The sequence below is a fragment of the Rothia sp. P4278 genome (assembly GCF_048512945.1).
Classification (GTDB): Bacteria; Actinomycetota; Actinomycetes; order Actinomycetales; family Micrococcaceae; genus Rothia.
On the sequence record NZ_JBLXXU010000004.1, the window covers coordinates 32426 to 58282 of the forward strand.

21 protein-coding genes are annotated in these 25857 nt (G+C 56.5%); 14 read left to right on the forward strand and 7 right to left on the reverse strand.

Features of this window, described 5'->3' with window-relative positions:
* Positions 1–3: 3 nt before the first annotated feature.
* Genes ACN085_RS08320 through ACN085_RS08330 form a run of 3 tightly spaced genes read left to right on the forward strand, consistent with a single transcriptional unit; the run spans position 4 to position 3337 of the window.
* A complete protein-coding gene (locus tag ACN085_RS08320) occupies positions 4–1614 on the forward strand; it encodes an ABC transporter ATP-binding protein (protein ID WP_419111223.1) in 1611 nt (536 codons plus the stop codon).
* A complete protein-coding gene (locus ACN085_RS08325) occupies positions 1604–2404 on the forward strand; it encodes an energy-coupling factor transporter transmembrane component T family protein (protein ID WP_419099970.1) in 801 nt (266 codons plus the stop codon). The genes ACN085_RS08320 and ACN085_RS08325 overlap by 11 nt, the downstream gene beginning before the upstream one ends.
* Positions 2405–2455: 51 nt before the next feature.
* Complete coding sequence (locus ACN085_RS08330) at positions 2456–3337, forward strand: aminotransferase class IV (RefSeq protein WP_419099969.1); 882 nt, start codon at positions 2456–2458, stop codon at positions 3335–3337.
* A 48-nt stretch (positions 3338–3385) separates the two neighbouring features.
* Here the strand turns inward: ACN085_RS08330 and ACN085_RS08335 are convergent, their stop codons facing one another.
* Both ACN085_RS08335 and ACN085_RS08340 read right to left on the reverse strand, forming a co-directional pair.
* Positions 3386–4606, reverse strand: coding sequence for a multidrug effflux MFS transporter (locus tag ACN085_RS08335; protein ID WP_419099968.1), 1221 nt, complete (start codon positions 4604–4606; stop codon positions 3386–3388).
* A gap of 13 nt (positions 4607–4619) precedes the next feature.
* Complete coding sequence (locus ACN085_RS08340) at positions 4620–5267, reverse strand: hypothetical protein (protein WP_419111224.1); 648 nt, start codon at positions 5265–5267, stop codon at positions 4620–4622.
* Positions 5268–5394: 127 nt separating this feature from the next.
* Here ACN085_RS08340 and ACN085_RS08345 point away from each other — a divergent pair, with 127 nt between their 5' ends.
* From ACN085_RS08345 to ACN085_RS08390, 10 genes are all read left to right on the forward strand, one after another.
* Entirely contained in the window at positions 5395–8136 is a 2742-nt protein-coding gene (locus ACN085_RS08345; protein WP_419111225.1) for a DEAD/DEAH box helicase, read from the forward strand.
* A 96-nt stretch (positions 8137–8232) separates the two neighbouring features.
* The gene (locus tag ACN085_RS08350; RefSeq protein ID WP_419111226.1) at positions 8233–8991 is read left to right on the forward strand and encodes a hypothetical protein; all 759 of its coding nucleotides are present in this window, start codon (positions 8233–8235) and stop codon (positions 8989–8991) included.
* 762 nt (positions 8992–9753) lie between these two features.
* A complete protein-coding gene (dnaK, locus tag ACN085_RS08355; protein ID WP_419099964.1) occupies positions 9754–11601 on the forward strand; it encodes a molecular chaperone DnaK in 1848 nt (615 codons plus the stop codon).
* Between the two features lie 2 nt (positions 11602–11603).
* A complete protein-coding gene (locus ACN085_RS08360; protein ID WP_419099963.1) occupies positions 11604–12197 on the forward strand; it encodes a nucleotide exchange factor GrpE in 594 nt (197 codons plus the stop codon).
* Between the two features lie 184 nt (positions 12198–12381).
* On the forward strand, positions 12382–13398 hold the full coding sequence (locus ACN085_RS08365; protein WP_419104358.1) for a DnaJ C-terminal domain-containing protein: 1017 nt from the start codon (positions 12382–12384) through the stop codon (positions 13396–13398).
* A 2-nt stretch (positions 13399–13400) separates the two neighbouring features.
* Positions 13401–13826: a heat shock protein transcriptional repressor HspR gene (locus tag ACN085_RS08370; protein ID WP_419099961.1), complete on the forward strand. Its 426-nt coding sequence runs from the start codon at positions 13401–13403 to the stop codon at positions 13824–13826.
* Between the two features lie 227 nt (positions 13827–14053).
* A complete protein-coding gene (locus tag ACN085_RS08375) occupies positions 14054–14335 on the forward strand; it encodes a lactococcin 972 family bacteriocin (protein ID WP_419111227.1) in 282 nt (93 codons plus the stop codon).
* 100 nt (positions 14336–14435) lie between these two features.
* Complete coding sequence (locus ACN085_RS08380) at positions 14436–16379, forward strand: hypothetical protein (RefSeq protein WP_419111228.1); 1944 nt, start codon at positions 14436–14438, stop codon at positions 16377–16379.
* A 47-nt stretch (positions 16380–16426) separates the two neighbouring features.
* Positions 16427–17011 carry an ABC transporter ATP-binding protein gene (locus ACN085_RS08385; protein ID WP_419111229.1) on the forward strand — a complete coding sequence of 195 codons (585 nt, stop codon included), beginning with the start codon at positions 16427–16429 and terminating at the stop codon, positions 17009–17011.
* Between the two features lie 14 nt (positions 17012–17025).
* On the forward strand, positions 17026–17385 hold the full coding sequence (locus ACN085_RS08390; protein ID WP_419111230.1) for a hypothetical protein: 360 nt from the start codon (positions 17026–17028) through the stop codon (positions 17383–17385).
* A 165-nt stretch (positions 17386–17550) separates the two neighbouring features.
* Here the strand turns inward: ACN085_RS08390 and trmB are convergent, their stop codons facing one another.
* Both trmB and ACN085_RS08400 read right to left on the reverse strand, forming a co-directional pair.
* Positions 17551–18372 (reverse strand): tRNA (guanosine(46)-N7)-methyltransferase TrmB, encoded by an 822-nt coding sequence (gene trmB, locus ACN085_RS08395; RefSeq protein ID WP_419099960.1) that lies wholly within the window; start codon positions 18370–18372, stop codon positions 17551–17553.
* A 95-nt stretch (positions 18373–18467) separates the two neighbouring features.
* Positions 18468–20150 (reverse strand): alanine/glycine:cation symporter family protein, encoded by a 1683-nt coding sequence (locus ACN085_RS08400; RefSeq protein WP_419111231.1) that lies wholly within the window; start codon positions 20148–20150, stop codon positions 18468–18470.
* A gap of 225 nt (positions 20151–20375) precedes the next feature.
* Here ACN085_RS08400 and ACN085_RS08405 point away from each other — a divergent pair, with 225 nt between their 5' ends.
* Entirely contained in the window at positions 20376–21833 is a 1458-nt protein-coding gene (locus ACN085_RS08405) for an amino acid permease (protein ID WP_419099958.1), read from the forward strand.
* An 81-nt stretch (positions 21834–21914) separates the two neighbouring features.
* Here ACN085_RS08405 and ACN085_RS08410 read toward each other — a convergent pair whose 3' ends face one another.
* The 3 genes from ACN085_RS08410 to ACN085_RS08420 form a co-directional block, all read right to left on the reverse strand.
* Positions 21915–23138, reverse strand: a complete 1224-nt coding sequence (locus ACN085_RS08410) for an MFS transporter (RefSeq protein ID WP_419111232.1) — start codon at positions 23136–23138, stop codon at positions 21915–21917.
* 109 nt (positions 23139–23247) lie between these two features.
* Positions 23248–24078: an HNH endonuclease family protein gene (locus tag ACN085_RS08415; protein WP_419111233.1), complete on the reverse strand. Its 831-nt coding sequence runs from the start codon at positions 24076–24078 to the stop codon at positions 23248–23250.
* Between the two features lie 72 nt (positions 24079–24150).
* A complete protein-coding gene (locus tag ACN085_RS08420) occupies positions 24151–25599 on the reverse strand; it encodes a TY-Chap domain-containing protein (protein WP_419111234.1) in 1449 nt (482 codons plus the stop codon).
* Positions 25600–25857: the final 258 nt, after the last annotated feature.

Consider the following 25857-nt stretch of genomic DNA (forward strand, 5'->3'; position numbering starts at 1 on the left):
GCGTTGACCGCAGAAGATCATCAGCTTGCGTCCCCCGGCCCAGAGTCAAGAGGCCGGGGGGCCCACTTCCGGGCCCGGGAGTTCGGGTGGCACTACCCGGGGCGGCCCAAGCCCACTTTCTCTAACTTGACCTTCGAGATTGAACCCGGTCAGAAGGTGCTCCTGGTGGGCCCCTCCGGTGCTGGTAAAACCACCCTGCTCCAGGCCTTAGGTGGCCTGCTAGAAGACGAAGACGGCCAATCCCAGTTGGGGGAGCTGTCCGTTAACGGCCTTACTCCCGCCCAATCACGCGGGACCTGCGGGCTCATGCAACAGGACCCGGAAAGCTCCGTGGTCCTAGCGAGGGTTGGTGATGACGTTGCTTTTGGCCCCGAGAATCTGTCCGTCCCCCGCACCCAGATCTGGGAGCGGGTTAAAAGCGCCCTCAAGGCCGTGGGTTTAGGCCACCTAGACTACAGCCGGTCAACATCGGCCCTTTCCGGCGGGCAGAAGCAACGGCTGGGGTTAGCCGGCATCCTAGCCATGAACCCAGGCGCCCTGCTGCTCGATGAGCCAACCGCCAACCTGGACCCCGCAGGTGTCATAGAGGTTCGAGACGCTGTGGTGGCAGCCTGCCAAGAGACAGGCTCAACCCTTGTTGTTATCGAACACCGCCTGGATATCTGGGCTCGGCACATGGACCGGATCATAGTGCTCGGCGCCAAGGGCGGTATCAGCCACGATGGTCCACCTGAACGCGTGCTCAGCCAGGCAGGCCAGGAACTCATTGATGCTGGTGTCTGGGTGCCAGGCTACCAGCCGCACCCACCGGCACCCACAAAGGACAGCCCTGCGCTGGGTCCACTTGTGCTAGAAGCCCGTGACTTGACCCTTACTCGCGCCTACCCCAGCCGTCGCCAGCTCAAGCACCGCGCTCGTGCCCTGGCATCGGGTCAAAAACCTACCCTAGACCTACCTGTAGTTGCTGAGGGTATCAACCTTCAGCTCTACGCTGGCAGTCACTTAGCCCTGCTAGGCCCCAACGGTTGTGGCAAATCAACCCTGGCTTTGACCCTGACCGGCCTGCTCTACCCGGTGGCCGGGCAGGTCATTGCCCACCCCCACCTGACCGGTGATCTGGCTGAGCGCTATCGGTCGGACATAGCCAGCTGGCCAGCAGCTGAACTGGCCGATCGAATTGGGTTGGTCTTCCAAGACCCAGAGCAACAGTTCATCGCACCCACTGTTAGAGCTGAACTGGAGTTTGGCCCCCGCCACCTGGCACGGGCCCGCAAGCAAAGCCTCGATGAAGCCTCCCTAGCCCAGGCTACCGACCAGCTCCTAGAACGCTTGAGGCTTACCCACCTGCAAGAGGCCAACCCCTTCACGCTCTCCGGTGGTGAAAAGCGCAGGCTCTCGGTGGCTACCGCGCTAGCGACCCAGCCTAAAATCCTGGTACTGGATGAGCCCACTTTCGGCCAGGACGCTCTAACCTGGAAGGAACTGGTCACCCTCATCCGAGAGCTGATCCAAGCAGGTACGGCAGTCATCTCTATCACTCACGATGCCGACTATGTTGCCGCCCTGGGCGGGGATACCTACAGCCTAGAAGGAGGGGGAAACCGTGGCCTATGATCCCTTCGCCGCCACCGCTGAGCGGCAAGGCGCCCTCGGTAGAATCAACGCCGGAGTCAAACTGGGGGCGACCTTCGCCCTGACCCTGGGGCTACTTTTAACTCAGGACTGGGTTACCTCCTTGACGGTGCTCTGTCTAGAGCTACTGGCCCTGCGATTGCTGGGACTTAGCCCCCTGGCACTCTTGGGTCGCTTTTGGCCCGTGCTCTTTGGCGCCCTGCTCTCGGGCTGGTCCACCTCCCTGCTAGCAGAAAAAACCGGCAGCACCCTGCTGCACTTTGGCCCTCTCTGGGTGAGCACCGGATCAGCGGCGGTAGGCATAGCCCTGATGCTTCGCGGGCTAGCTATGCTACTGCCCGGCATTTTCCTCATAGCAACCACCGACCCGACCGATATTGCAGACTCCCTAGCCCAGAGTCTCAAGCTACCGGCCAGGTTCGTGCTCGGTGCCCTGGCAGCCCTGCGGCTGGTGGGGTTGATGATGGCCGAATGGAATACCCTGGGGCAGGCTAGAAGGGCTAGAGGTTTGGGGTCCCAAGATACGCTCTGGCTTCGCGCTCGCACCCTGGGCGGGCAGACCTTCGCTCTGCTGGTGCAGGCCATCCGGCGCGGGAGCCGGTTAGCGACCACTATGGAGGCGCGTGGCTTTGGCCCGGGACCCCGCACCTGGGCGCGCGTGCCCAGCTACCGGTGGGCAGACCTCTGGTTCGCCCTGGGTACCCTTGGGCTATTGGTCTGCGGCTATCTTTTGGCCGCTTACACCGGGAACCTGACCTGGGTCTGGCAGTAAGCCAGCTATCTCGCTCTTACTGGGGGCCTGGTCAGGAGTAGGCTTAAGACTATGACTCATACAACCGTAGTAATGCTGACCCAGCAGAACCCCGCAGGGGAGCTGGTTGATGCCTCCACACCGCTGATTAATATTGAAGACCAGGGCCTCACCCGCGGCGACGGTGTCTTTGAAACCATGCTGGCTGCCAACCGCAAGGTGCGTAAGTTCGAGGCCCATCTGAGCCGTTTGACCGGATCAGCCCGAATCCTTGATTTGCCTCTGCCGGAGGAAGAGAAACTGCGCTCTGCCGTGCAACTGGCCGTTGATTCTGCTCTTGCCGGCCCCCAGACGGTACTGGGCGAAGAGCACACCGTCAAAATCATTATTTCGCGGGGAACCCCGGAAGAGGGGGCTCATACCTGGGTGACAGTAGCCCCCTCCTCACCTACCATTGTTCGCCAGCGCCAGGAGGGCGTGCGGGCCATGTTGCTACCGCGCGGCCACGACCCCGCCGAGGACTCTGCCTACCCCTGGCTTCTAGCTGGGGCTAAGACCCTCTCCTATGCTGTGAACATGTCGGTCTTGCGCTATGTGGGTAAGCACGGTGCAGATGATGCTATCTGGGTGACCGATGACCGCCGTATCTTGGAGGGCGCTACCTCCTCTGTCATTGTTGCCAAGCGAAGCGGTGACCAGCGGGTGCTCTATACCCCTGAGCCTGCCCACGGCATCCTACCCGGTACTACCCAGGGGGCAATTTTTAAGGGGGCCCGTCAAGCTGGCTGGGAGCTGGGTTATGGCCCTCTTTACCCCCAAGACCTGCTCGAAGCGGATGCTGTGTGGCTGGCTTCCTCGGTGCGTCTGCTGGCGCCGGTGACCCACCTGAACGGTACGCCCTTAGCGCTGGATTCTGCCCTGACTGATGAGTTGATGGGTTACTTGGCAGGCTAACCGACAGCGTCCAATACTAGAGAGCGCGGCACTCCGGGGAAGGAGAACCTAGTTCTTAGCTTCCCGGGGTGTTCTCATCAGAGCCAGAACCGCCAACAGCGCGAAGCCGAACATGGTCACAGCCATGGGCAGGTAAGCCTGGCTACCGCCTAGGGCTACGAGCGGAGACGCTAAAGCACCCATGAGGGCCTGAGTTGTTCCCAGTAGAGCGGACCCTGCACCAGCTTCTTGCCGGACTTGGCTGAGCGCTAGAGCCGAAGCGTTACCCAGGACTAAGCCCAGGGAGCTGGTAAAAGTAAAGAGCAGAATCAGGGTCGGTAGCAGTGAGGCTCCCGCTAAAAAGTGCACCGTAAGTAAGGCTGAGGAGGCAAGCAGAGACCAGGCACCCCAGGTCAGCAACCTAACCGGGGCAAAATGGCTCACCAGGCGGGCATTAAGGCTAGAGACCAGAACAATACCCAGAGAGTTAAAACCAAAGACGTAGGTGAAATGAACCGCATCTAGCCCTAGCACCTTTTGTAGCAGGTAGGAGGAGCCAGAAATATAGGCAAAGAGCGCGCCGAAGGCTAGGACCATAGTCAGCATAAAGCCCCGGTAAGAGGGATTTTGGGCTACTTCAATCACGCCCCTGTAGGTGGAGGCTAGGCTGCCGCGACGTCGGCGTTCTAGGGGCAGGGATTCCTTGATAAAGGTAAGAACCAGGATCATGGACAGGGTGATGATCAGAGCTAGGAGCTTAAAAATATCTTGCCAACTACCGTAGCTAAGAACTATTCCCCCGAGGATGGGTGCTAGCACCGGGGCTAGGCCGTTAATCATCATCATAATGCTCATCAGGCGAGCTGTTTCTTTGCCCCTGGTGCTATCGGTGACGATAGCTCGTGAAAGTACCAGGCCGATAGAACCTGCGAACCCCATGAAGAACCTGGCTAAAATCAGGGCCTGAATAGTGGGCGCGAAGGCGCAGGCAAGGGTAGCTAGCGCACAGCAGAAAACACCGATGCGCAGAGGCAGTAATCTGCCTGTTTTGTCTGAGAGCGGGCCCACCAAAAACTGGCCACTACCCATGCCCAGCATGAAAGAAGTTAAGGTGAACTGGGTCAGCGCTGCACTGCTAGAAAATTCTTCTGCAATGGTCGGTAGGGCTGCCAGGTACATGTCGATAGCCAGAGGACCTACGGCGGTTAGGGAAGCAAGAGTGAAGATGGCGATCAGCGGGAGCCCTGCTGAGGGGCTATCTGCCTGTAGGTGGGCTTGTTTGGGGGTCATGCTTCCTCTTTGCTTATCGGGTGGTCTCGGGCCAAGCATATTCTACGGTGTGGGGGCCCTCAGTTGGGCGGTAGGTGACCTGTACCGCATGGTAGATGTGGCGGTAGTGGCTATAGAGGGCTTCTTCCTGCAGGGCCCACCTGTCCCAGTAGGGGCGGTAGGTGTCACCGTCACGGATCAGAGCGCGGTCTTTGCGAGTGAGGGTATCTAGCTCTATGAGGATTCCCAGGTCGTGGGTACCGCAGAGCGCGCCAACCCCTTCGGCCAGGACAATACTGCCGGCCGGTGCCTGGGCTGGGGTAAAAATATGCGGGCCGGTTGCTTGCCCGCTCTGCCAGTCCCAGCCGTACCAGAGGGGAGTGGGCCCTGGGTCAGTGCCGTCCCCGGTCAGGCTGAGCGCTAATTCCTGCCAGGTCTGCACAGCCTGAGCTAGGCCGTCCCACCCCTGGTAGAGGTCCTCGAGGTGGAAGAGCTCAACGGTGGTTCCGGCGGTTGCCAGAATATCTTGTATCTGGCGGGCCAGGGTAGTTTTGCCTGAGCCGCTCCGCCCGTCGATAGCTACCAGGTAGGGGCCTTGAGCCAGTTTGCCCAGCTGGGTGGCCTGCGCGTGGGCCTCCAGCATGAAGCTACCTAAATCATCGGCGCTGGTGAATGTGGGCACAAAGGTTTCCTTTCCTTTTGCTCCAGGCTATCGCACAGTGCCGGTCTGCTGGGCCATAATGGGACTCAGAGCACCTATCCCCGGCCCTTCACGCTCTGGGGCAAGGCATAAATTTTAAGGAGACCCCATGACAGCTGATCTTTTGCGCCAGGCAGAGATACTTCAGGGCTATGCCCAGCGTAGCCGCCAGGCCTTGGACGAGCTGAGCCAGCCAACCGCACCGCGTTTTAGCTTGCCCGAGGGCTATAGCGGGTCCCTTTACCGGTTTGCGCCGCTCTCGCCCCAGAGTATTGCGGGGTTGAGTTCCTGGCTTCACCAGCAGTTTTGGCGTCAGCAGAGCCCCGCGACCCTGGATGATTTGCGTGCTTTAGCCGCTGCCGATGCTGGGCTGGCCCAGATGACCGCAGATATTCAGGCCGCTTCCGGCGGTCTGGTCAGTAAGCTCTTCGGTGGCGGTGAGAAGAAACGGCGCGCTGAGGCCGCTACCGCCGCTCTCTCCGAACGCGTAGTCAGTACCTCATCGGCTGTGAGCAGGCTCCAGCCCCTCTTTGAGCAGCTAGCCCAGCTCGATACCATCAGCCCCGAAGCTGCCCTAGCCGAGAACAAGCTGGGCCTCAGGGACGTAGCTGCCCGTGCTGTTGCCCGTTTTGCGGGTGAGCAGTGGGAAAACCCTGTCTTTGAAGAAGTACCTGTAGAGGCCCATGCTGCCTACCTGGCCATCTGGCAGGCCATTAACACTCCCGAACGTGCTCAGCTGATGACCGGCATGGGAAGGGATATGCAGGCTCTCAAAGCAGAACGTGCCCAGCTGACTCTGGCCGATATGCCCGTAGATAAGCTCCGGGATATTACCAGTGGAACTGTGCGCACCGCGCCACTCACCCAAGCCGGCATCACTACCGTCGCCCAGGTTCTCTCCCAAGGTTCACCTGCCGCCCTCACCCGAATCCCCGGGGTAGGGGAAACCACCGCCGCCCAAATCTACGCGGCCGCCACCCGCCTGCTCGACGAAGCCGCAGGCCAAGAAAAAGAAAACCTGGGCCAAACCCGCACCCCGGCCGCCGAGCGCATCCTCATCGGCCTCGACCGTCTGCGCGTCATTGACTCCACTATCGGCGACAGCGACCTGCTGGATCGCTTGAGCAGCTATGCGCCCCTCCTCACTCAGCCCGTGCCCACCACCGGCCCCCTCTTCATCGCTGTGGGCGATGATCCCACCGACTACCAGCAACTCCTCACCGACCTAGAATGGTGCCGCACCCATGCGCCCCTGAACGTACCTGCGGCCACCTGGCTCACCGCCGACCAAGCCTGGGCAGGCTACCTAGCTGATCCTGCCGCCCACCAGGCCCTCCTTGCCCACTACCTGGGTAACGAAACCATCGGCGACGCCTATCTGCCCGCTGAAATCTTCGAACGCATCCGCAAATTCCCCCTCGACCTTACCGGCCTCAAGGCCACCCTCCGCGGCTACCAAAACTACGGCACTAAATTCATGCTGGCCCAAAAGAAAATTATCCTGGGCGACGAAATGGGCCTCGGTAAAACCATGCAAACTCTTGCCGCCCTCACCCACCTGGCCAATAAGGGCAAAACCCACTTCATCGTGGTCTGCCCCGCCTCTCTCGTCATCAACTGGGAGCGCGAAACCCAAAAATTCACCGCCATTAGCACCTACCTGGCCCACGGCGACAGCCGCGAAGAAGCCCTCTCCAACTGGAAAGCTAAAGGCGGCCTACTGATTACCACCTACGACGGTGCCCGCCTCTACTCCGACGGCACCTGGCGCGCCGACGCCGTGGTAGCCGACGAAGCCCACCTCATCAAAAACAAGGATGCCCAGCGCTCACAGGCAGTATCCGCCCTGGTGCGCAGTGCCGAATACGCCGTCCTCCTCTCCGGTACCCCCATGGAAAACAAGGTCAGTGAGTTCGTCACCCTGGTGGACTACCTGCAACCCCAGCTGGTAGCCGAAGCCGGCATGGACAGCCTCCTAGCCAGCGAATTCCGGGCCCGCATTGCCCCCGCCTACCTACGACGCAACCAAAAAGACGTGCTCTCCGAACTACCGGATATGACCGAGCACCGCGACTGGCTCGAACTCACCCCCGGTGACACCGATGCCTACCGCCAGGCCGTAGCCGATGGAAACTTCTCCCTTATGCGCCGCGCCGCCTGGTCCGCCGATGAATCCGCCAAACTCACGCGCCTGCTCGAAATCGTAGAAGAAGCCACCGCCGCCGACCGCAAGGTCCTGGTCTTCTCCTTCTTCCTGAGCGTGCTCTCCCGTCTCGAAGCCGCCCTTGGTGACAAGGTTGTCGGCCTTATTACCGGCGCTATGCCTCCCACCGACCGCCAAGATACCGTTGACGGCCTAGCCACCGCGCCCTCCGGCTCCGTCCTACTGGCCCAAATTACCGCTGCCGGTGCTGGACTGAACATTCAAAGCGCATCTATTGTGGTGCTGGCTGAACCCCAGTTCAAACCCACTATTGAGGCCCAGGCTATTGCCCGAGCTCACCGTATGGGCCAAACCCACACCGTGGATGTCTTCCGCCTGCTCGGCGCAGATACCGTGGACGAACGCATGATTGACTTGCTGGGTATCAAATCCCAGCTCTTTGACGAATACGCCCGCATCTCGGCGGCCAAGGACTCAGCCGCCGAGTCCGTGGATATTTCAGACTCCAAGATGGCCTCGCAAATTATTGCCGAAGAGCGTGCACGCCTGGGTTTGGAATCCAACCGATCACTGGAGGATGACCAGGGAACCCAAGATGATCCGAGAACCCAAGCTGACCTAGGAAGACAAGATAACCGGCCCCTGGAAGTGCCTGTTGATGACCAGGGTAGTCAGCGCGATAAGTAATATTGTTCTCCAGCCGGAAGAGAAGATGATAGTTTTACAGGGACGTTCTAGGTCATCTCAGATGCCCTGGTTATAAGAAGAGAGAGAAGGCAAGCTGTGTCTCAAAATCCCTATAATCCCCAGTCTCCGCAAAACCCGCAGAACCCGCAGAACCCGCAGAACCCGCAGAACCCGCAGAACCCGGAGAACCCCGACCATCCTGAAAATACTCCTGGGCTTGAGCAGACTAATACTCCTCATTCTGAGCAGGGAGTTACCCCTGGCCAGGAGCCCCTGGCTGATGGGCGGGCAGATTTGCCCCAGCACGAGAGTAATCTGTCTCCTGCGCCGGCTCAGCCTGGAGCGGGGGAGCCTGCCCCGAAGAGTAAAAAAGGCTTGATGATTGGTCTTCTGCTGGTCCTGGGCGTGGTCATTGCTCTTGCGAGTAGTTTCTTTCTGCTGTCTGGCCCAAAAACCAAGACCTATGAGGACCTTACTCAGGGCATGACAGAAATAGGTAAAGAGAAAGGGATGGAGTTCTGCGCTGACTATCAGGACACTGTGCTCAATGACGCTAAGCCCCTGGATCAGGTTGAAGATATTCCCGATGACACTCAGGTCTTTTTCTGCTCCTCGGTGGATATGACTAGCTTGGAGACCCTGATGTCTGCTGATATGTCTCAGAATCCTAAAATGATGGTGGGGCTCTTCTCGGCGAGTGAATTTACCAGAGAAGATTTTGGTGACCTAGGGGAATTAGAAGATGGGCAATGGTCTTTGGCCGATGATCACTGGGGTGTGTTCTCTAATGTAGATGATGCTAAGGAGCTGGCTCAAAAAACTCTGGGTGGAAACCTGGTTGAGAGCAAAGAGTAAAAAGCTCCTTTTGGCGGCGTTGTAGGCGCCTGTCGCTGAGAGTTTTCGATGGCTTGTGTATAATACACAGGTACACACACTTGATGGGTGCTCTTGAGAGGTTGTCTAGCTTCCGGTTCATACAGCAGTGAGCTGTTGAGTATCCATACGCCAGTTTCTTGAGTTCTTTCGAGATGACGAAAGCCCCGTAGGCCACACACCTACGGGGCTTTTGCGTTGCCCAGAAAGATACTAGGTAACTACCCGGCACACACTTAGAATCGGACAAGCAAGGTTAGCGCCCAAAGAGCTTGGCGAAGAAGCCACCGCTTGGTACAGCTACCGCTTTCTCTGCTTCAGTATGCTTGCCATTGCACCATTGTCCAGGAGGGACTGAAGCCTTCACGGTATCTATATGCTGACCACAGCCAGCCCAAGTGGTCTTAGAACACAGCTTGCAGTTAACAGGACGGCACATTATTTTCTCCTAAAGCGAGGAATCTTTCACAAATAATTATACCCCCAGGGGTATTGAATCAAGTAACGGGGTGCTGGGGTCGTGAAGCCTGTAGAGCTGAGAAGTGGGTGTTTTGCCTGGGGTGGCCTGACTGCCCGCTGCAGATGAACAAATTTATTGCAAAAAAGTTGAGTCTTTTACACTCAACTCTCTTGACTTCTGTTTCAAATCTGTCACACTAGAGAGTGAGCCAAACGGATTGAGCCTATTTGACTCAAGATGTTTGCAAGACTTTCAAGTAACCCAACTCAATAGGAGAACACATCATGGCACGTGCAGTAGGCATTGACCTCGGTACCACCAACTCAGTTGTATCAGTCCTCGAAGGCGGCGAGCCCGTCGTTATCGCAAACGCCGAGGGTGCCCGCACTACCCCCTCCGTCGTTGCCTTCAGCAAGGACGGCGAAGTCCTGGTAGGCGACGTCGCCAAGCGTCAGGCAGTTACCAACGTTGACCGCACCATCGCATCCGTCAAGCGTCATATGGGCACCACCTGGACCCAGGAGATCGACGGCAAGCCCTACACCGCTCAGGAAATCTCAGCTCGTACCCTCATGAAGCTCAAGGGTGACGCGGAGGCCTACCTGAACGATAAGGTCACCGACGCAGTTATTACCGTTCCCGCCTACTTCAACGACGCTGAGCGTCAGGCCACCAAGGAAGCCGGTGAAATCGCAGGCCTCAACGTCCTGCGTATCGTCAACGAACCCACTGCCGCAGCACTCGCCTACGGCCTGGACAAGGGCAACGAAGACGAACTGATCCTGGTATTCGACCTCGGTGGCGGTACCTTCGACGTCTCCCTGCTCGAAGTTGGTAAGGACGAAGACGGCTTCTCCACCATCCAGGTTCGCGCAACCTCGGGCGATAACCGCCTGGGTGGCGACGACTGGGACCAGCGCATCGTTGACTGGCTCCTGGAGCAGGTCAAGTCCAAGACCGGTGCCGACCTGTCCAAGGACAAGATCGCTCTCCAGCGTCTGCGTGAGGCCGCTGAGCAGGCCAAGAAGGAACTCTCTTCTGCAACCTCCACCAACATCTCCCTGCAGTACCTCTCCGTTACCCCCGAGGGCCCCATCCACCTGGACGAGAAGCTGACCCGCGCCAAGTTCCAGGACATGACCAGCGACCTGATCGAGCGCACCAAGAAGCCCTTCAACGACGTTATCGCTGAGGCAGACGTCAAGGTTTCGGACATCGCTCACATCGTTCTGGTCGGTGGCTCAACCCGTATGCCCGCAGTAACCGAGGTAGTCAAGGAACTCTCCGGTGGCCGCGAACCCAACAAGGGTGTTAACCCCGATGAGGTCGTCGCCATGGGTGCAGCCCTGCAGGCCGGTGTGCTGAAGGGTGAGCGCAAGGACGTTCTGCTGATTGACGTCACCCCCCTCTCCCTGGGTATCGAGACCAAGGGCGGCGTGATGACCAAGCTGATTGAGCGCAACACCGCGATACCCACCAAGCGCTCTGAAACCTTCACCACCGCTGAGGACAACCAGCCCTCCGTATCGATTCAGGTCTTCCAGGGTGAGCGCGAGTTCACTCGCGACAACAAGAACCTGGGCACCTTCGAACTGACCGGTATCGCACCCGCTCCTCGCGGCGTACCCCAGATCGAGGTCACCTTCGACATCGATGCTAACGGCATCGTTCACGTCTCCGCTAAGGACAAGGGCACCGGCAAGGAGCAGTCCATGACCATCACCGGCGGTACCTCACTCTCCAAGGACGACATCGACCGCATGGTCAAGGACGCCGAGGCTCACGCAGAGCAGGACAAGGCACGCCGCGAGGCCGCCGAGACCCGCAACGCCGCCGAGAACTCCGCTTACTCCATCGAGAAGCTCATCAAGGAAAACGGCGACAAGCTGCCCGAGGATGTCAAGACCGAGGTTCAGGCTGACGTTGACGCCCTGAAGGCCGCCCTTGAAGGTGAAGACGACGAAGCCGTCAAGACCGCCTTCGAGAAGCTGCAGGCTTCACAGACCAAGCTGGGTGAAGCTCTCTACGCCCAGGCTCAGGCTGATGCCGCCGCCGGCGAGGGGGAACAGGCTGAAGACGATGACGTTGTTGATGCCGAAGTAATCGATGAAGACGACGAGAAGAAGAACTAATCATGGCTGAGAACACCCAAGAGCCCACAGAACCCCAGGGCGGTGACCCCTTGGAAGAAGCCTTCCAGGCACCTGCTGCTGAGGGCCACCCTGAGCCCGACGGTGTTTCCGCTCAGGCTGCGGCAGGCGAAGAGTCTGCCGCCGCCGAAGCGGAATCAGAAGCTGAGGTTAGCCCCGATGCGGCCCTAGCGGCTGAGCGTTTGGAAGACCTGCTTCGCCTCAAGGCTGAGTTCACCAACTTCAAGAACCGCACGGCCAAGGAGAAGGAACAGCTCCGCGACTTCGTGGTTGCTGACCTAGTTTCTGCGCTGTTGCCGGTGATTGACGATATTGATGCCGCCCGCAAGCACGGCGACCTGGAAGATGGTCCCTTTGCCGCTATCGCAACCAAGCTGGAAGAGACCCTCACTAAGCAAGGTTTAGAGCGCTTTGGCGAGGTAGGGGAGCCTTTCGATCCGCAGGTCCACGAGGCTGTTTTGCAGCAACCGACCAGCGAGGTTGAACCGGATGCAGTCTGCATGGTCCTGCGTAATGGCTACCGGGTCAAGGACCGCCTGGTCCGCACCGCCCAGGTAGCTGTGGCAGTGGCCGAATAAAACAGACAAGGGGCGGGCGCCCGGCCTGATAGATCAGGTTGGGTGCCCGCCTTTTACACCAGGCAGGGAACCAAATACTGGGTTGCCCCTACCTGCACACATGAAGAGGGGTTTGCCGTGAGCAAGACCCCAAGATAATAAGCACAGCATAAAAGACTTAAGATCTACCTCGGAAGGAGAGGCAATGGCGAGCGAAAACTGGCTCCATCAAGATTTTTATAAGGTACTGGGCGTAGCTGAGTCTGCCTCCGAGGCAGACATCAAGAAGGCCTACCGCAAGCTAGCCCGCAAGTACCACCCCGACCAGAACCCAGGGGACACAGCCGCAGAAAAGAAGTTCAAAGAGGTCTCCGAAGCCTACGACGTCCTCTCAGATGCCAAGCAAAAAGAAGAATACGACCAGATCCGCAAGTACGGGGCTGCAGGCTTCGCAGGGGCTGGTGGTGGTTTCCCCGGGGGTTTTCCCGCAGGCGCCGCAGGCGCAGGTGGCTTTCCTGGAAGCGCCGGTGGCTTTCCCGCAGGCGCAGGTGGCTTTCATACCTCCTCCGGCGGCGCCAACATTAATATTGAGGACCTACTTGGGGGCATGTTCGGTGGCGGCGGTTTCGGCGCCAGCAGCGGGGGCGGCTTCCCCGGCGGCTTCTCCGCTCCGGCTCCCAAGGGCGAGGATGCCACCACTAGCGTCCGCATTTCTCTGAAACAGGCCTACCAGGGCGGTGAAGTATCGGTCTTCCGCCCCGGAGGCTCCCAAACCACGGTCCGTCTGCCCCGCGGAGTTAAGGACGGCCAGAAAGTCCGCCTGCGCGGCAAAGGCCACCCCGGTCACGGGGGAGCGGGCGACCTCATCGTTAGGGTGAGAGTCGATGCCCACCCCGTTTTTGAACGCCAGGGTGATCATCTGCTGGTCAAGGTTCCTGTCAGCCTGCAAGAAGCCTTGCACGGTGGTGTTATTGAAGCGCCCACCCTCGATGGTTCTACCGTCAAACTCCGCTTGGCTGCCGGCTCACCAGCCGGCCGGAAACTGCGGGCCAAGGGGCGGGGCTTCGTCACCAAGAAGGGTAGCGGCGACCTACTGGTCATTCCCGAGGTTCAGGTACCTACCGACCTGAGTCAGGAGGCCTCTGATGCCTTGGATAACTTCCTGGCGCTGGCACCTCAGGTTAACCTACGGGCTGAGCTTTTGCGGAAGGCGGCTGAGTAACCATGGAACTTGAATCTGACCGGCCGGTCTTTGTGATTTCTGTGGCCGCAGAGTTGGCGGGTATGCACCCCCAGACTCTGCGCCAGTATGACCGCATGGGGCTGGTTCAGCCCTCACGAGCTCCGGGCCGGGCTCGCCGCTACTCGGAGCGGGATGTGCTCAAGCTCCAAGAGATTCAGGAGCTTTCCCAGTCCGGTGTCTCCCTCGAGGGGATTAAACGCATCATGCAGTTGGAGAACCGGGTAGAGGCCCTCAAAGCCCGTAACGCGGAGCTGTTGCGTGAAAATGAGGTCCTACGCCACCGCCTACAGGAGGGCGCTCGTGTGTTTGCCGCCGGGACGTCTGGCGGTGCGGTGCACCTGGCGCGCGGACAGCGTCCGGCACCCCGCCCCAAGTCCCAGGCCGTGGTGCTCTACCGCCCCCGCTAAGGGATTAATTACGTCCAGGGTTGCCAAACACACAAAGCCTATTGTAGTATGATTTTCAACACCTTTTAGATATAGGTGTCAGGAGATAATAAATATCAGGCGTGGTGATTTATAAATCACTTTCCGCGCTTTATTGATGTATTTTCCTGAGGTTCCTGTGGTAGTCACAGGACTCCTAAGCGGAATATAATCAAAGGAGAGAAATATTCCCCACAAAGATTAGAAAAATGGTTGCAAGTTTTACCTTGGTAGCTGGGGTTGGACTGGGAGCTATGACTGCTGCTAATGCTTCAGCTCAATGGCCTGCTGAAGGTGGCTATTGGGAATATGGTTTTTGGAACGCATACGCCCGCTCCTATTACGATCACGGGTCTCGCTGTCATGGTTCCACAGCTCAGAATGACTGGGGTACCGTTCGTAACATCGACACCGCTGCTGGGAAACGTGCAGTTGCGAAGAAATTCGGTACTATTTTTACTAATAATAAGTATTATTATAGGGTTTGCTAGATTTAGTTGAGGCCTATTTTGGACTAAAGCCTAGGACAAATTTAAATTTTCCCTAGGCTTTAGCTTAGCGCCGAAAATAAATTTATTTTTAAGGGTTGATGTGAGATATATTGTTCGTTTAGTAGCAGTTCTTGTTGCATCAGTTTTTTTGTTAGTCGCTGACACCTATTGTGCTACCGTGGATGAAAATACTCCGCAGGGGGCGAATCTTGTTATTTCAGCAAGCTTCAAGCAGAGCGTAGAAACCAAAAATAAAATTATTGACCGTCTTTCACATATTTCTGATGAAAGAAATATTAAACTGGCAAAAGTTGTCCCGAATCCTGAAAATTTTCTCAAGGACAGGTCTCTGTACTATTTTACCAACAAAGATATTCAGACAGGGCCAATCAACTGGTATCGTCCAGATTACAGCGGTTCTCAAGAGGTCGCAGCTGACCTAGGAAACGCTTCTTTAGAAGGGGTTTATGTCGCCCATATCTCCTCACCTGACGATGTTGACATCCTCTCGAAAGAGCTGACAAGTCTAGGAGCAGTTTTTTCCTATAAAAAAGCTGGATGGTTTGAGGTTCTCGTACAGACAGTGTGGGCAAACGGCTATGGCTTGGCTCTGGTGAGCGTATGCCTGCTTCTTGGTATAGCTTCCTTAGCCTATTCTGCATCACGAGCAAGAGTCCATATACTACAGACTCTTGCCGGCTTACCTCACTGGCGGATACTTGCTGCCCAGTTGGGTAATATTTTGCTTTGTTTTTGTGTTCCCGCTCTAGGAACTTTTCTTGTTGCCCTGTTAGCCGTCTTCCTTCTCAGGGGATTCCATGCCTTGGGCTCCTTTATTTGGGTTGCGCTACTTGCCTTTGTCGCTATGGTGCTAATAACAGGCTTGTGTGTATTCTTGACCAGCATTTTGACGGCACCACGGCTAGAGAATGTAGCAGGTCGGGAGGATGGGATTCAGAATTATCGGTTTGCCTCAGAAGGAGCGAAATACCTAGCAATTTTTATTACTGCAGTGAGTCTTCCTGCCTTGGTTGGGCAGGGATTCACTCAGCTGGGAATTGCCCAGCAGGCATCGTATTGGGATGCTCTCTCTCAGGCGCAGAGCTTACGGCTAGGGGGTAATGATGAGCAGTTAACCCAGGCAGAGGGAGATTTATTGAGGGTGGTTACAGATGCAGAAGATGAAAATAAGTTGTACTTCACCTATGGTGTCAATCCAGGTGAATTTCTAGGGGATAATCTTGAGCCTTTTGATGGAGTTATGCTTACTAATGATAGCTATCTGAAAAAACTTGAAGATCGTTACCATCGTAAATATGTGGATATTGATAAAAAAGAAATACCGATTGCTTTGAGAGAGTCTATTTTAGAGCAATTAAAACTGTGGATTCCCTCAAGCCAAGCGCAGGATAGAGTTCGTTTTCTCGTGCCTGCTGAGCAAGGGTCCCTGCCTGCTATTTCTGGTACTGGAAACTCTCAGTTAGAGCTCTATGAAACTCCATTGGTTGTATCTGTTAGCTCACTCTCTGATACCTACTCACCTTCTTTAATCACGTCAGTTATTTCAACAAATAATATATTTTTTGACGATTCCTTTGAGCTTACAAAGAAGGTGCAAGAATCAGAACTGAGTGGGGTCATACTTTCCGTAGATCGGGCAAGCGATGCTGGCCTGCAGTCAAGCCAGATGGCAGAAGCGCGTACTAGGTCGCTACTTCTGTCTCTTGTGCTCAATATGACTTCTCTTGTCCTTAGTACTGTACTGGCAAGCTATATTTATCTTCTTCGTAAGGCGAAGACTCACTATACCCAGCGAGTATCAGGTAATAGCTGGCTAGCTATCCTTAGAAAGCGTCTTTTGGGTGAAGCGATAATAGCTACAGCTCTTGGGGTTCTTGCCTGGATAAGCGTGATTGGTCAAGCCGGCTCCTATAATTTTGCATGTTTTGGAGTTGTTCTTCTGTGTGTAACCCTTAGTTTGATATTGCAACCATCATTTGCTCAATTTATATTTTCCAAAACTGTCCTTAGAAAGGTTTCCTGATGATTAGAGGACGCGATATTAGTGTTCAGATTAAGGGGCGAACTATTATGGCTATTGATGAAATATTCATTGAGCCTGGGAGGGTTACTGGCTTAATAGGTGAGAGTGGAAGCGGTAAGACTACATTACTTAATTGCCTTGGTCTTCTTCAGCCAATAACTACTGGATCTATTGAGATTGACGGTAGAGATTTTAGTAATCCGTCGAATAAAAAAAGATTATCATTTTGGAGAGATGAGGCGGCGTTCGTATTCCAGGATTATGGAATCATTGATGAATGGACAGTGGCGCAGAACCTTGCCGTAGCCCAGCACGTTCCAAGAAGGGAGAAAGATAAGATGGAGAAAGTCTTGAATAGTGTTTCTCTTCATGGCCGACAGGGTGAGAAAGCTAGTAGGTTAAGCGGTGGTGAAAAACAGCGTGTGGGAATTGCCCGGGCTCTTTATCGGGAGGCATCCTACCTTTTTGTTGATGAACCTACTGCCAGTCTGGATGAAGGCAATCGGGATAATGTTCAGAGATTATTAAGAGCCGTTGCAGATCAGGGTTCACATGTTGTGATTGCCACCCATGATGAAAACATGATTCTCGCTTGTGATATGACTTACCATCTTGAAACTCAGCAAAGGTAATATGGGTGATAAAAATGAAAAATAAAAAAACATTGTTTGTACTTATTTCAGCTTTATTTTTTGTTTGTATTTTGGCCGTGGGTGTTTTGGGTTTTTTGGGTAATAAATCTGAGGGGCAAACAGATCGCCCCACCTGTAGTGGTTTATCGAGCATTGAAGATGTTGATTCGGCTTTGGATTCCCACTCTGCGATTACAAAAAATTTAGAGAATATATCACCATCAGTTTCTGTATCTAAGACAGTTACCTGCGACAATGAAAAAGCACTCATCACTGTGAGCTACAGCGGTGATTTAGATACTTTTGAAGAAATTCAAAATCTTCTCAAAAATACTGGAGGTTATGGAGTAGCACTAGAGGTAGTAAAAAAATAAATCTGTCGCCAGGGTTTGTAAGAGAACCTGAAATAGCGGATGAAAAGACTATTACCACTATCTATAATCTGCGTGGAACCGTTTTGACCTTAAATGCTTTCACTGTGCCCTGCCCTTGTTAGATGGGCAGGGCTTTTCTATGATGGTCTCTTTATATACCGAGCTTTAGCGGCGGATATAGGTCAGGTCGTGGGCGCGGCGGCCAGCCTCACCGGCCTTACGCTCAAAGGAAGTCACCACACGGCCCTCCCAGCGGGGAGCCCAACCGCCAACGGGGTCATCCTCACTGGTGTTCTCACCGGCGTGAGCGTTCACAAAGTCGGGGTGGGCATCGAGAACTTCACGCATAACCAGGGCGTATTCTTCCCAGTCGGTTGCCAGTCGCCAGGTACCGCCGGGCTTGAGCACGCGGGCTACCTTATCGGCAAAAGCCGGGGAGACCAGGCGACGCTTGTGGTGGCGAGCCTTATGCCAGGGATCGGGGAAGAAAACCCACAGCTCATCGACAGAGTTCTCTTCAAGCAGGTTATCGAGTAGCTCTGGGGCGTTAGCCTGCGCTACACGCACATTCTCTACCCCGGCCTGGCCCATCTTGAGCAGCAGGTCGGCAATGCCGGGGGTGTAAACCTCAACAGCTAGGAAATTGGCTTCGGGGACCTGACTTGCCCGGTGGACAATGGCCTCACCCAGGCCAGAGCCGATTTCAAGGACCAGGGGCGCACCGGCGCGGCCGTAGAGCTCTTCAGGGTTAAAGACGGCACCCTCGGCAACTGAGGTGTCACCAATATTGCGGGGGAGGTCCAGCAGGTGGGTGGGGGCGTAAGCATCCCAGGCTTTCTGGCGGCGGGCGGTCAGGCGGTCACCGCGACGAACAAAAGAGTAGGGCTGACGGTGGAACTTCTCGGGCACCGGAGCGTTTAAATCTTCCCCGGCAGCGGTGCGTGCTGCCTTCTGCTCGAGGTCTTGCTTCTGCTTATTGGTTTCCATAACTCTCCTTGCGAGGTTGAAAGGGTAGCCGGTGCTCGCGGAAACTCTAAGCGCCACCGGTAGCTAAGGCACCCATTATAGACCCCGCCCCCTAATTAGGATTGAGGTGGCTCTGCTGCCCTGGGATCGGTGGGGGAGCCAAAGGTGGGTTTGGCCTGCTGGATAATCGGCAGAGAACCAGTGACCAGGGGGATGCTCCCGGTATGCACCTGCTCAACGGACACATCGTAGACCTTGGAATCTTCCTTGGTCATAAGGTCTTCCTCAATCATCTTCTGAGTGATTACTTTGAGGCGGGTGGTGTCGGGGTGCTCTAGGGCGGGTTCGCTTTGGCTGAGGTCTACCTCGTGGTCAATCTGGGCATCCAAGCCACCGGGTAGGCCGTACATGAAGCCGTCAATAGTATCGACCGTGGCAACAAAGTTGGGGTCGTGGGTCAGGTACTTCTTGGTTTCACGGGCGACCAGGCCTGAGAGCATGATGAGGCCAATGAGGTTGGGGATAGCCATCAGGCCGTTCATGATATCGGAGAAAGTAAAAACTACGGACAGGGGAGCGACTGCGCCCAGCCCGCACATGAGGGCAAAGACCATGCGGTAGCCAGTAATGGCTCGTTTACCGCCGCCCAGGGACTCAAGGGCGCGCTCACCGTAGTAGGACCAGCCCAGCACGGTTGAATACCCCAAAAGCACCAGGCAGAGGGTTACCACATAGCCGCCCCAGGGCCCAGGAATACCGGAGGAAAATGCTTGGGCGGTGGCAGTAGCCGGTTCGGAGTTAGTCCAGGTGCCCGTGGTCAGCAGAATGAAACCGGTCATGGAAATCACCACAAGGGTATCCACGAAAGTCTGGGTCATGGAGGCCAGGCCCTGGCGCACAGGGTGCGACGTCGTGGCAACTGAAGCGGGGATAGAGGCGGTACCCATCCCTGACTCGTTAGAGAAGAGGGAGCGTTGGGCACCGACCTGTAGGGCAAAAATCATTCCTGCACCGACCGCCCCGCCCAGGGCTCCTTGCCCGGTGAAAGCTCCCCGCAGAATCATGGCAAAGGCCTCCGGGATCATAGCGGCGTTACGTGCCACAATGTAGCCACCGAAGCCTAGATAAAGCAGAATCATCAGGGGAACACAAAAAGCGGCAATCTTCGAGACTGTCTTAATGCCACCCAAAAGAGCCAAGGCAGTTAGGAGGGCAAGGACAAGGGCGGTAGCCCAGGATGGTACCCCTAAGGAGTGCTCCAGGTTAGCGGAGATGGCATTGGATTGGGTCATGTTACCAATGCCAAAGCAGGCGAAAACACAGCAGATAGCAAACATTGTTGCCAGGAACTTGCCAAAGCGGTTAGGGATGCCTCGTTGCAGGTAGGCTTGGGGGCCTCCTGTTAGTTCCCCCATCTTGTCACGGTGACGGAAACGGACACCCAAAAAACATTCTGAGTATTTAGAGGCCATGCCGATAATAGCGGTAACCCACATCCAAAAGAGCGCCCCGGGGCCACCGATACTCAGGGAGAGAGCGACACCCACAATGTTGCCGGTACCCACCGTTGCCCCCAGGGCCGTGCTCATAGCCTGGAAGGATGAAATGTCACCTTTTGCGCCCTCCTGCCTGGCTCGGCGACCAAACTGCAGGCTCATTGCCTTGGTAAAAAGTCTGATTTGAATTAGGCCCAGGCGGACAGTCAGAAAAATGCCGGTGCCCACGAGAAGCGGTAGCAAAAGCCAGGGACCCCAAATGATACGGCTGGTTTCATCGAGTACCTGCTGGAGAGCGTCCACGCGATTTTTCCCATCTAAATTATGTTTTTTTGGAGTGAGCGAACTTTCATCAATTTATCATGAATCCTACCTACTACCCGGTACTGAAAGATATGAGGAGCAAGAGGGCTTAGACTTGACCATAACCACTTAGTCTTATGAGCCTGATCATCCCTCCCAGGGACCCACTGGCCCCGGATGAAGAGGGCAAAAGCAGACAGGACACAACAACATCAGGGGGTGCTTATGGCAACAACCGAGAACACACCGGGCCTAGAAGAAAAGGAAGGCCTGCAACGCGGGCTTTCCAACCGGCATATTCAGCTCATCGCTATCGGTGGAGCGATTGGTACCGGCCTCTTCATGGGCTCCGGCAAAACGATTTCACTGGCTGGCCCATCCTTGCTTCTGGTCTACGCGATTATTGGGGTCGTCATTTTCTTGGTTCTGCGGGCCATGGGAGAGCTACTCCTCTCTAACCTGAGCTATAAAACCTTCAACGATTTCATCACCGATATCCTGGGGCCCAGTGCTGGCTTTCTCATGGGCTGGTCCTACTGGTTTACCTGGGTTGTCATCGGCGTTGCCGATATTATCGCCATTACCGGCTATGTCCACTTTTGGTGGCCTGATTTACCCGCCTGGATTCCCGCTGTCTGCTTGATTGGCTTGCTCCTTACCTTGAACCTGCCCAGCGTCAAGAACTTTGGCGAAATCGAGTTCTGGTTCGCTTTGATCAAAATTGTTGCCATCGTCCTTCTTATCATCGTGGGAGCGATTATGGTAATTGCCGGCTTTACCTCACCCAGCGGACAGCGGGCATCGGTGGAAAACCTCTGGAATGACGGCGGTTTCTTCCCCATGGGCGCCAGCGGCTTCTTCGCGGCCTTCCAGATCGGTATTTTCGCTTTCCTGGGTGCCGAGCTCATAGGCACTACAGCTGCCGAAACCAAGAACCCCACTGTGACCCTTCCCCGCGCTATCAACGCGGTGCCTCTTCGTATTATCGTCTTCTACGTTTTGACCTTGGCAGTTATTCTGATGGTCACACCCTGGCGCACTATTGACCCTGAGCAGAGCCCCTTCGTTGAAATGTTCACCCTGGCAGGGCTAGCTATTGCCGCACACCTGATTAATTTTGTGGTGCTGACCAGCGCTACCTCATCGGCCAACTCGGGTATTTTCTCTACCTCCCGCCTGATTTTCGGTCTGGCTCAGACCGGTAGCGCCCCGGCTATCTTTGGCCGCCTCTCCAAGAACGGTGTACCGCGCAATGGCCTTTTCCTCACCACGGTGCTACTCTTCTCAGGCATTATCCTGCTCTACTCGGGAGACTCCTTAATTGAGGCCTTTACACTGGTGACCACCGTGGCCTCGGTGCTCACCGTAGTAACCTGGTCTCTGATTATGGTCAGCTACATTAAGTACCGTAAGACCCGCCCCGAACTACACGAGTCATCTGTCTATAAGCTCCCCGGCGGCATCTACACCTGCTACCTTGTTCTGGCTTTCTTCGTGGGTGTTATTGTCCTGCTCTTTAGCTATGAAGACACCCGCCAGGCCCTGATTGCTATGCCTTTCTGGTACGCCTTGCTTGCCCTTGGCTGGTTCTTCATTCACCGTAACAACCAGGGAACAACTCTGAAAGCCCGTGCCCGCCAGAAGGCGCTGGAGCACCAGGAACATGACTCATCAGCTCAATAGGCCCTAGAGGGTAAGTTGCTGAGGCCCGCTACCGGTACACCCGGTGGCGGGCCTTTGCCCTAGCTGATGGCATACAAGTTCTTATCCCGCAGTGTCTGCCCCTTGAGAGGGGAGATAGAGCGCAGAGAGCAGACAGCAGAAGAAAACCAAGGCGGTACAGCTCAGCGCCAGCCCTTCCCAGCCTGCATGGGGCAGAAGTAGCCCTGCCCCCCAACCGATAAGAGCTGAACCCCCGTAGTAGAAGGAGTTATAGAGCGCAGTCGCCTGCGATTTTGCAGGGCCAGCCAGCGCACCTGCCCAGCCGGAGGCAAGCGCGTGAGCGGCAAAGAAAGCCGCAGTCAGAAGCGCTAGGCCAGCTATGACCAGTGGCAGGGGGCGGGCCAGGGTGAGTAGGATTCCTCCAGCCATGAGCAGACAGGCCGCCAGGAAAACCCGTTTGAGCCCTCCGCGCTGGGCCAGCTTACCGCCAAACCCCGACGAAACTGTACCCAGCAGGTAGATCAGAAAGATAAAAGAGAGCAGGAGCGGTGAGAGGTGGTAGGGAGCGGCCTGGAGCTTGAAGCCGATGTAGTTGTAGATGCTGACGAAGGCACCCATGAGGGCAAACCCTGCGGTGAAGAGGGTTACTTCTTGACGGTTGCGCAGCAGTGCCCCCACTTTTGCCCAGGAGCTGTCAGCGTAGGGGGCAGAGGCTGCAGTTCTTTGGCAGGGACGGTCATGTGAGGCAGGCATGAGCACGATAAAGATTAGCGCGGCCATGAAGCCGGTGAAGGAGACCGAGAACATAGCTACCCGCCAGCTTAACAGTTCGGTCAGTGCCCCGGAGAGTAATCTACCGATGAGCCCGCCCACGCTGGTTCCTGAGATATAAAGCCCGGCGGCCGCAGCCCGGACCGAAATATGGGCTTCTGTCACAATGACGGCTACCGCCAGCCCCGCAACACCGCCCAGAAAGGCCCCTTCGAATGTTCGAAGAACAAGGAGCAGAGGGTAGAGCTGGATCCAGGGGGTTATGAGCCCCAGAAGGGTTGCCCCGCACAGAGCTAGGGTCATGGTGCGCACCCGCCCCCAACGGTCAGCTAATGCCGCCCACAGGAGGGTGCAGAGGGCAAGACCGGCGGTGGAGCAGGAGATGGTGAGAGCGGCGCGGTCCGCTGAGATAGCCAGGTCGCGGGCTATCTGGGGAATCAGTGGCTGGGGGGAATAGAGCTGGGCAAAGGTTGCGACCCCCGCAGCAAAGAGGGCTGTGAGCAGCCGCCGGTATTCACGGCTTCCGCCCCGGTAGCCTTCAAAGGTGTAGGTCAAGGTCTTCCTCCGGGCCTTGGTGACAGGTGGCACATCTAACCTTAACCGGGGAGATCTCTGTGAGTGTCTTTATTGCGCTGGGTGACACACCGGCAAGCCGGTCAAAGCGCTAGCCACGAGCAAAGCTGGAACGGTAGGCGGGCTGATCTGGGCAGGTTGCCAGGACCCCCTGCATGGCTCGTTTTTCCGCTGAGGTGATGGTCAAATGATAGGCAGCCTTGACTGAAATCTGCCGGGCAACGTACTCGCACCGGTAGCCTGTTTGGGGGAGCCAGCTAGCGGCGTCCTTATTGGACTTGGTGGTGTTGCTGAACTGCCCGGCTGCTTGGAGGTTGAGCGGGTCGTTTGCTATGAGGGTGCGCTCTGTGAGACTCCACTGCCAGGCCCCTGAACTCCAGACGTTAGAGAGCGCTACAACATGGTCAATGGGCACAGCTTCGCTGGTTTTTTCACCGCGCCTGAAGCTAATGATCTCGGTGGTGTAGGGGTCAGTAAGGGTCCCGGAAAGCACCTTACAGTTCTTAGATAGGTCCAGGTCGGTGAGGTCCCTGGCCAGAATATCATTGCGTTGGTCACACCCATTGCCGTCAATATCCTCCCAGGCCTGGCCGAAAGCTGAACGCTTGTAACCGCCCCCGCTATAGGGTTTGGCCACGGTGATGGTTTCAAGGACCTGGGAGGCAGTCGAGTAGGTTTCGACCCCTGAGCCCGCGAAGCCGGTGCTGACCGGTCGTCCACCACCGGTGATGCTCTCAAAACCGGCGCGGAGATCCCAGTTATGGGATCGCAACCAGAGAACACCGGTGACCAGCAGAAGAACCAGAAGAATGATCGCCAGGGTTGGCTTGTATCCCGAGGAGGAAGAAACTCCCCGGCGCTTGCCCGTAAAACCGGAAGCGGGAAGACGCGGTGCCCTGCGGGCCTTCTTGAAGATTGCCATAGGCACACCATTCTAGCGGTGCGCGCAAGAAAGCGCAGGGCTCAGAACCTCAAACGGAGCGGGAGGTGAGCTTTAGCTAAAGTCCTCGACCACAACGTAGCCTTGGCCTGTTACCGGCACCATGGGGATAGACCCGGTGCCAGGGTGGGCAACATCTACGGTGGCGCTACCGGTGGGGTCATCAGACTGGTAGTAGTCAGGCTGGCCGCACCCCATGCCCATGCGCATGGCGCTAATAATTCCATCGGCGGCGTCTGCCACAGAGAGGAAGTTCCGGGTCCAGCGACCTGAGCCCGTGGGGGCGGTCCAGCCCCGGTTGAGCAGGGCTTGGGTGTCGAGCTGAACCAGGACTGTCTCAAACTCGTCGGGTGAGGTGAGTTCACAGAAATAGCCAGCCGGTGAGCGCAGGATATTGACGTAGCTGGTGTAGTCACCGGTTTCTACAACCTCCGGTGAGATGTAGTAAAGGCGTAGGGACAGGTTCCAGGGGAGCTCTTCAAGGCGCTGACGCATGACATCGGTGAGTTCCTGCCAGGCACGGGCTATCTGCTCATCGTCGGTGAGAGACTTGGGTCGGACAACGCCGATTCCCTGCGCCTGGATATCTTTGATTTTGAGGGAGCCTGTGGGCGCGGAAGCCTGCTGATGCCCCCCACCAGCGGGTATGCTGGCGGCCGCGCTGCTCAGGGCATCACTAATCATCTGGCGGCCTACCTGTAGGGCCCGGTTCCAAGAGTCATATTTGGCGCGGACAGCACCCAGGTGAGGCACCCGGCCAGTACGGGCGGGGTCTTCGGCCCAGCTACCGTAGAGCAAGACGGAGGGTTTACGGTCGTAGCGGATGCAGTAGCTGAGGAAATCGCCCAGGGTATTGCGGAAGGTGCGTTCGCTCAGGCTCGTTGCGGCCAGTTTGAGCCCGTGGGAGTCCGCATGCGGCGGGCAGATGCCGACTTTGAGCAGAGCCCTGCTCCAGGAACGGTTGCCCAGGCGGTCTTCGATGAGGGCGCGAGAGGGCGGCCAGGCGAAGTCGTCCCGAGAGATGTAATCAACTTCTGCCGGTAGGTTGACTACAAAATCGTCGTAAGTCTGCTCATCGAGCTCGGTGTAGGGGTGCTCTGCCATGTATTTGAGAGCGGCACCGATGCGGCCCACCACCTCGGCGATCACCTGAGCGGGTACTGAGAAAGATTCCAGCATGCGGGGCAGGTCCTGGACGATGGTGGGGTCAAGGCCCGTCGCGGCGTACTCGTAGTCAGCTTCTAGGTCGTAGGTGATAGCAACCGCGTACCAGAGGGCTGAAGCCATCAGCACATTGGTGTGAATCTGCTCTTTGCGGCCCTCAAAGACCCAGCGGCCCGAGTTGATAGCGCGTTCTAGCAGCTCACGGTCAATGCTGGGGTAAAGAACAACGATCCGGCTAAAGGCCTCAGATGCAGTCCACCCCATACGGGCGAGGCCGGTTAGCAAGGAGCCATAATTCTCGCAGAAGTCGGCGTATTCGAAATCGGTTGCATCTGGCACGTGGTTCTCCAAAGCAAAGGGGACGGGTGAACTGGAGGGGGAAGAAACCTGTAGCTGAGGCTAGGCCATAGATATATGAGATCCTGAGTCCCCTGACACCACTTTAGGTGGCTGGGCACCTGTCTGACCACCATAGGCCCAACTGTTACAGACAAATAAGCTCATTATGACTCTCGAACCTGCCATGGTACAAGGCGGTGCCTTGGCCGGTCAGCACGGTATAAATAGCCCGCCTAGCGGCATAGGTTCTGGGCACTC

Bases quoted from the DNA above. Each gene is read 5' to 3' on its own strand.
- ACN085_RS08330 (WP_419099969.1), top strand. From the start codon at position 2,456: ATGACTCATACAACCGTAGTAATGCTGACCCAGCAGAACCCCGCAGGG.
- ACN085_RS08335 (WP_419099968.1), bottom strand. From the start codon at position 4,606: ATGACCCCCAAACAAGCCCACCTACAGGCAGATAGCCCCTCAGCAGGG.
- ACN085_RS08345 (WP_419111225.1), top strand. From the start codon at position 5,395: ATGACAGCTGATCTTTTGCGCCAGGCAGAGATACTTCAGGGCTATGCC.
- dnaK (WP_419099964.1), top strand. From the start codon at position 9,754: ATGGCACGTGCAGTAGGCATTGACCTCGGTACCACCAACTCAGTTGTA.
- ACN085_RS08360 (WP_419099963.1), top strand. From the start codon at position 11,604: ATGGCTGAGAACACCCAAGAGCCCACAGAACCCCAGGGCGGTGACCCC.
- ACN085_RS08365 (WP_419104358.1), top strand. From the start codon at position 12,382: ATGGCGAGCGAAAACTGGCTCCATCAAGATTTTTATAAGGTACTGGGC.
- ACN085_RS08370 (WP_419099961.1), top strand. From the start codon at position 13,401: ATGGAACTTGAATCTGACCGGCCGGTCTTTGTGATTTCTGTGGCCGCA.
- ACN085_RS08375 (WP_419111227.1), top strand. From the start codon at position 14,054: ATGGTTGCAAGTTTTACCTTGGTAGCTGGGGTTGGACTGGGAGCTATG.
- ACN085_RS08385 (WP_419111229.1), top strand. From the start codon at position 16,427: ATGGCTATTGATGAAATATTCATTGAGCCTGGGAGGGTTACTGGCTTA.
- ACN085_RS08390 (WP_419111230.1), top strand. From the start codon at position 17,026: ATGAAAAATAAAAAAACATTGTTTGTACTTATTTCAGCTTTATTTTTT.
- trmB (WP_419099960.1), bottom strand. From the start codon at position 18,372: ATGGAAACCAATAAGCAGAAGCAAGACCTCGAGCAGAAGGCAGCACGC.
- ACN085_RS08405 (WP_419099958.1), top strand. From the start codon at position 20,376: ATGGCAACAACCGAGAACACACCGGGCCTAGAAGAAAAGGAAGGCCTG.
- ACN085_RS08415 (WP_419111233.1), bottom strand. From the start codon at position 24,078: ATGGCAATCTTCAAGAAGGCCCGCAGGGCACCGCGTCTTCCCGCTTCC.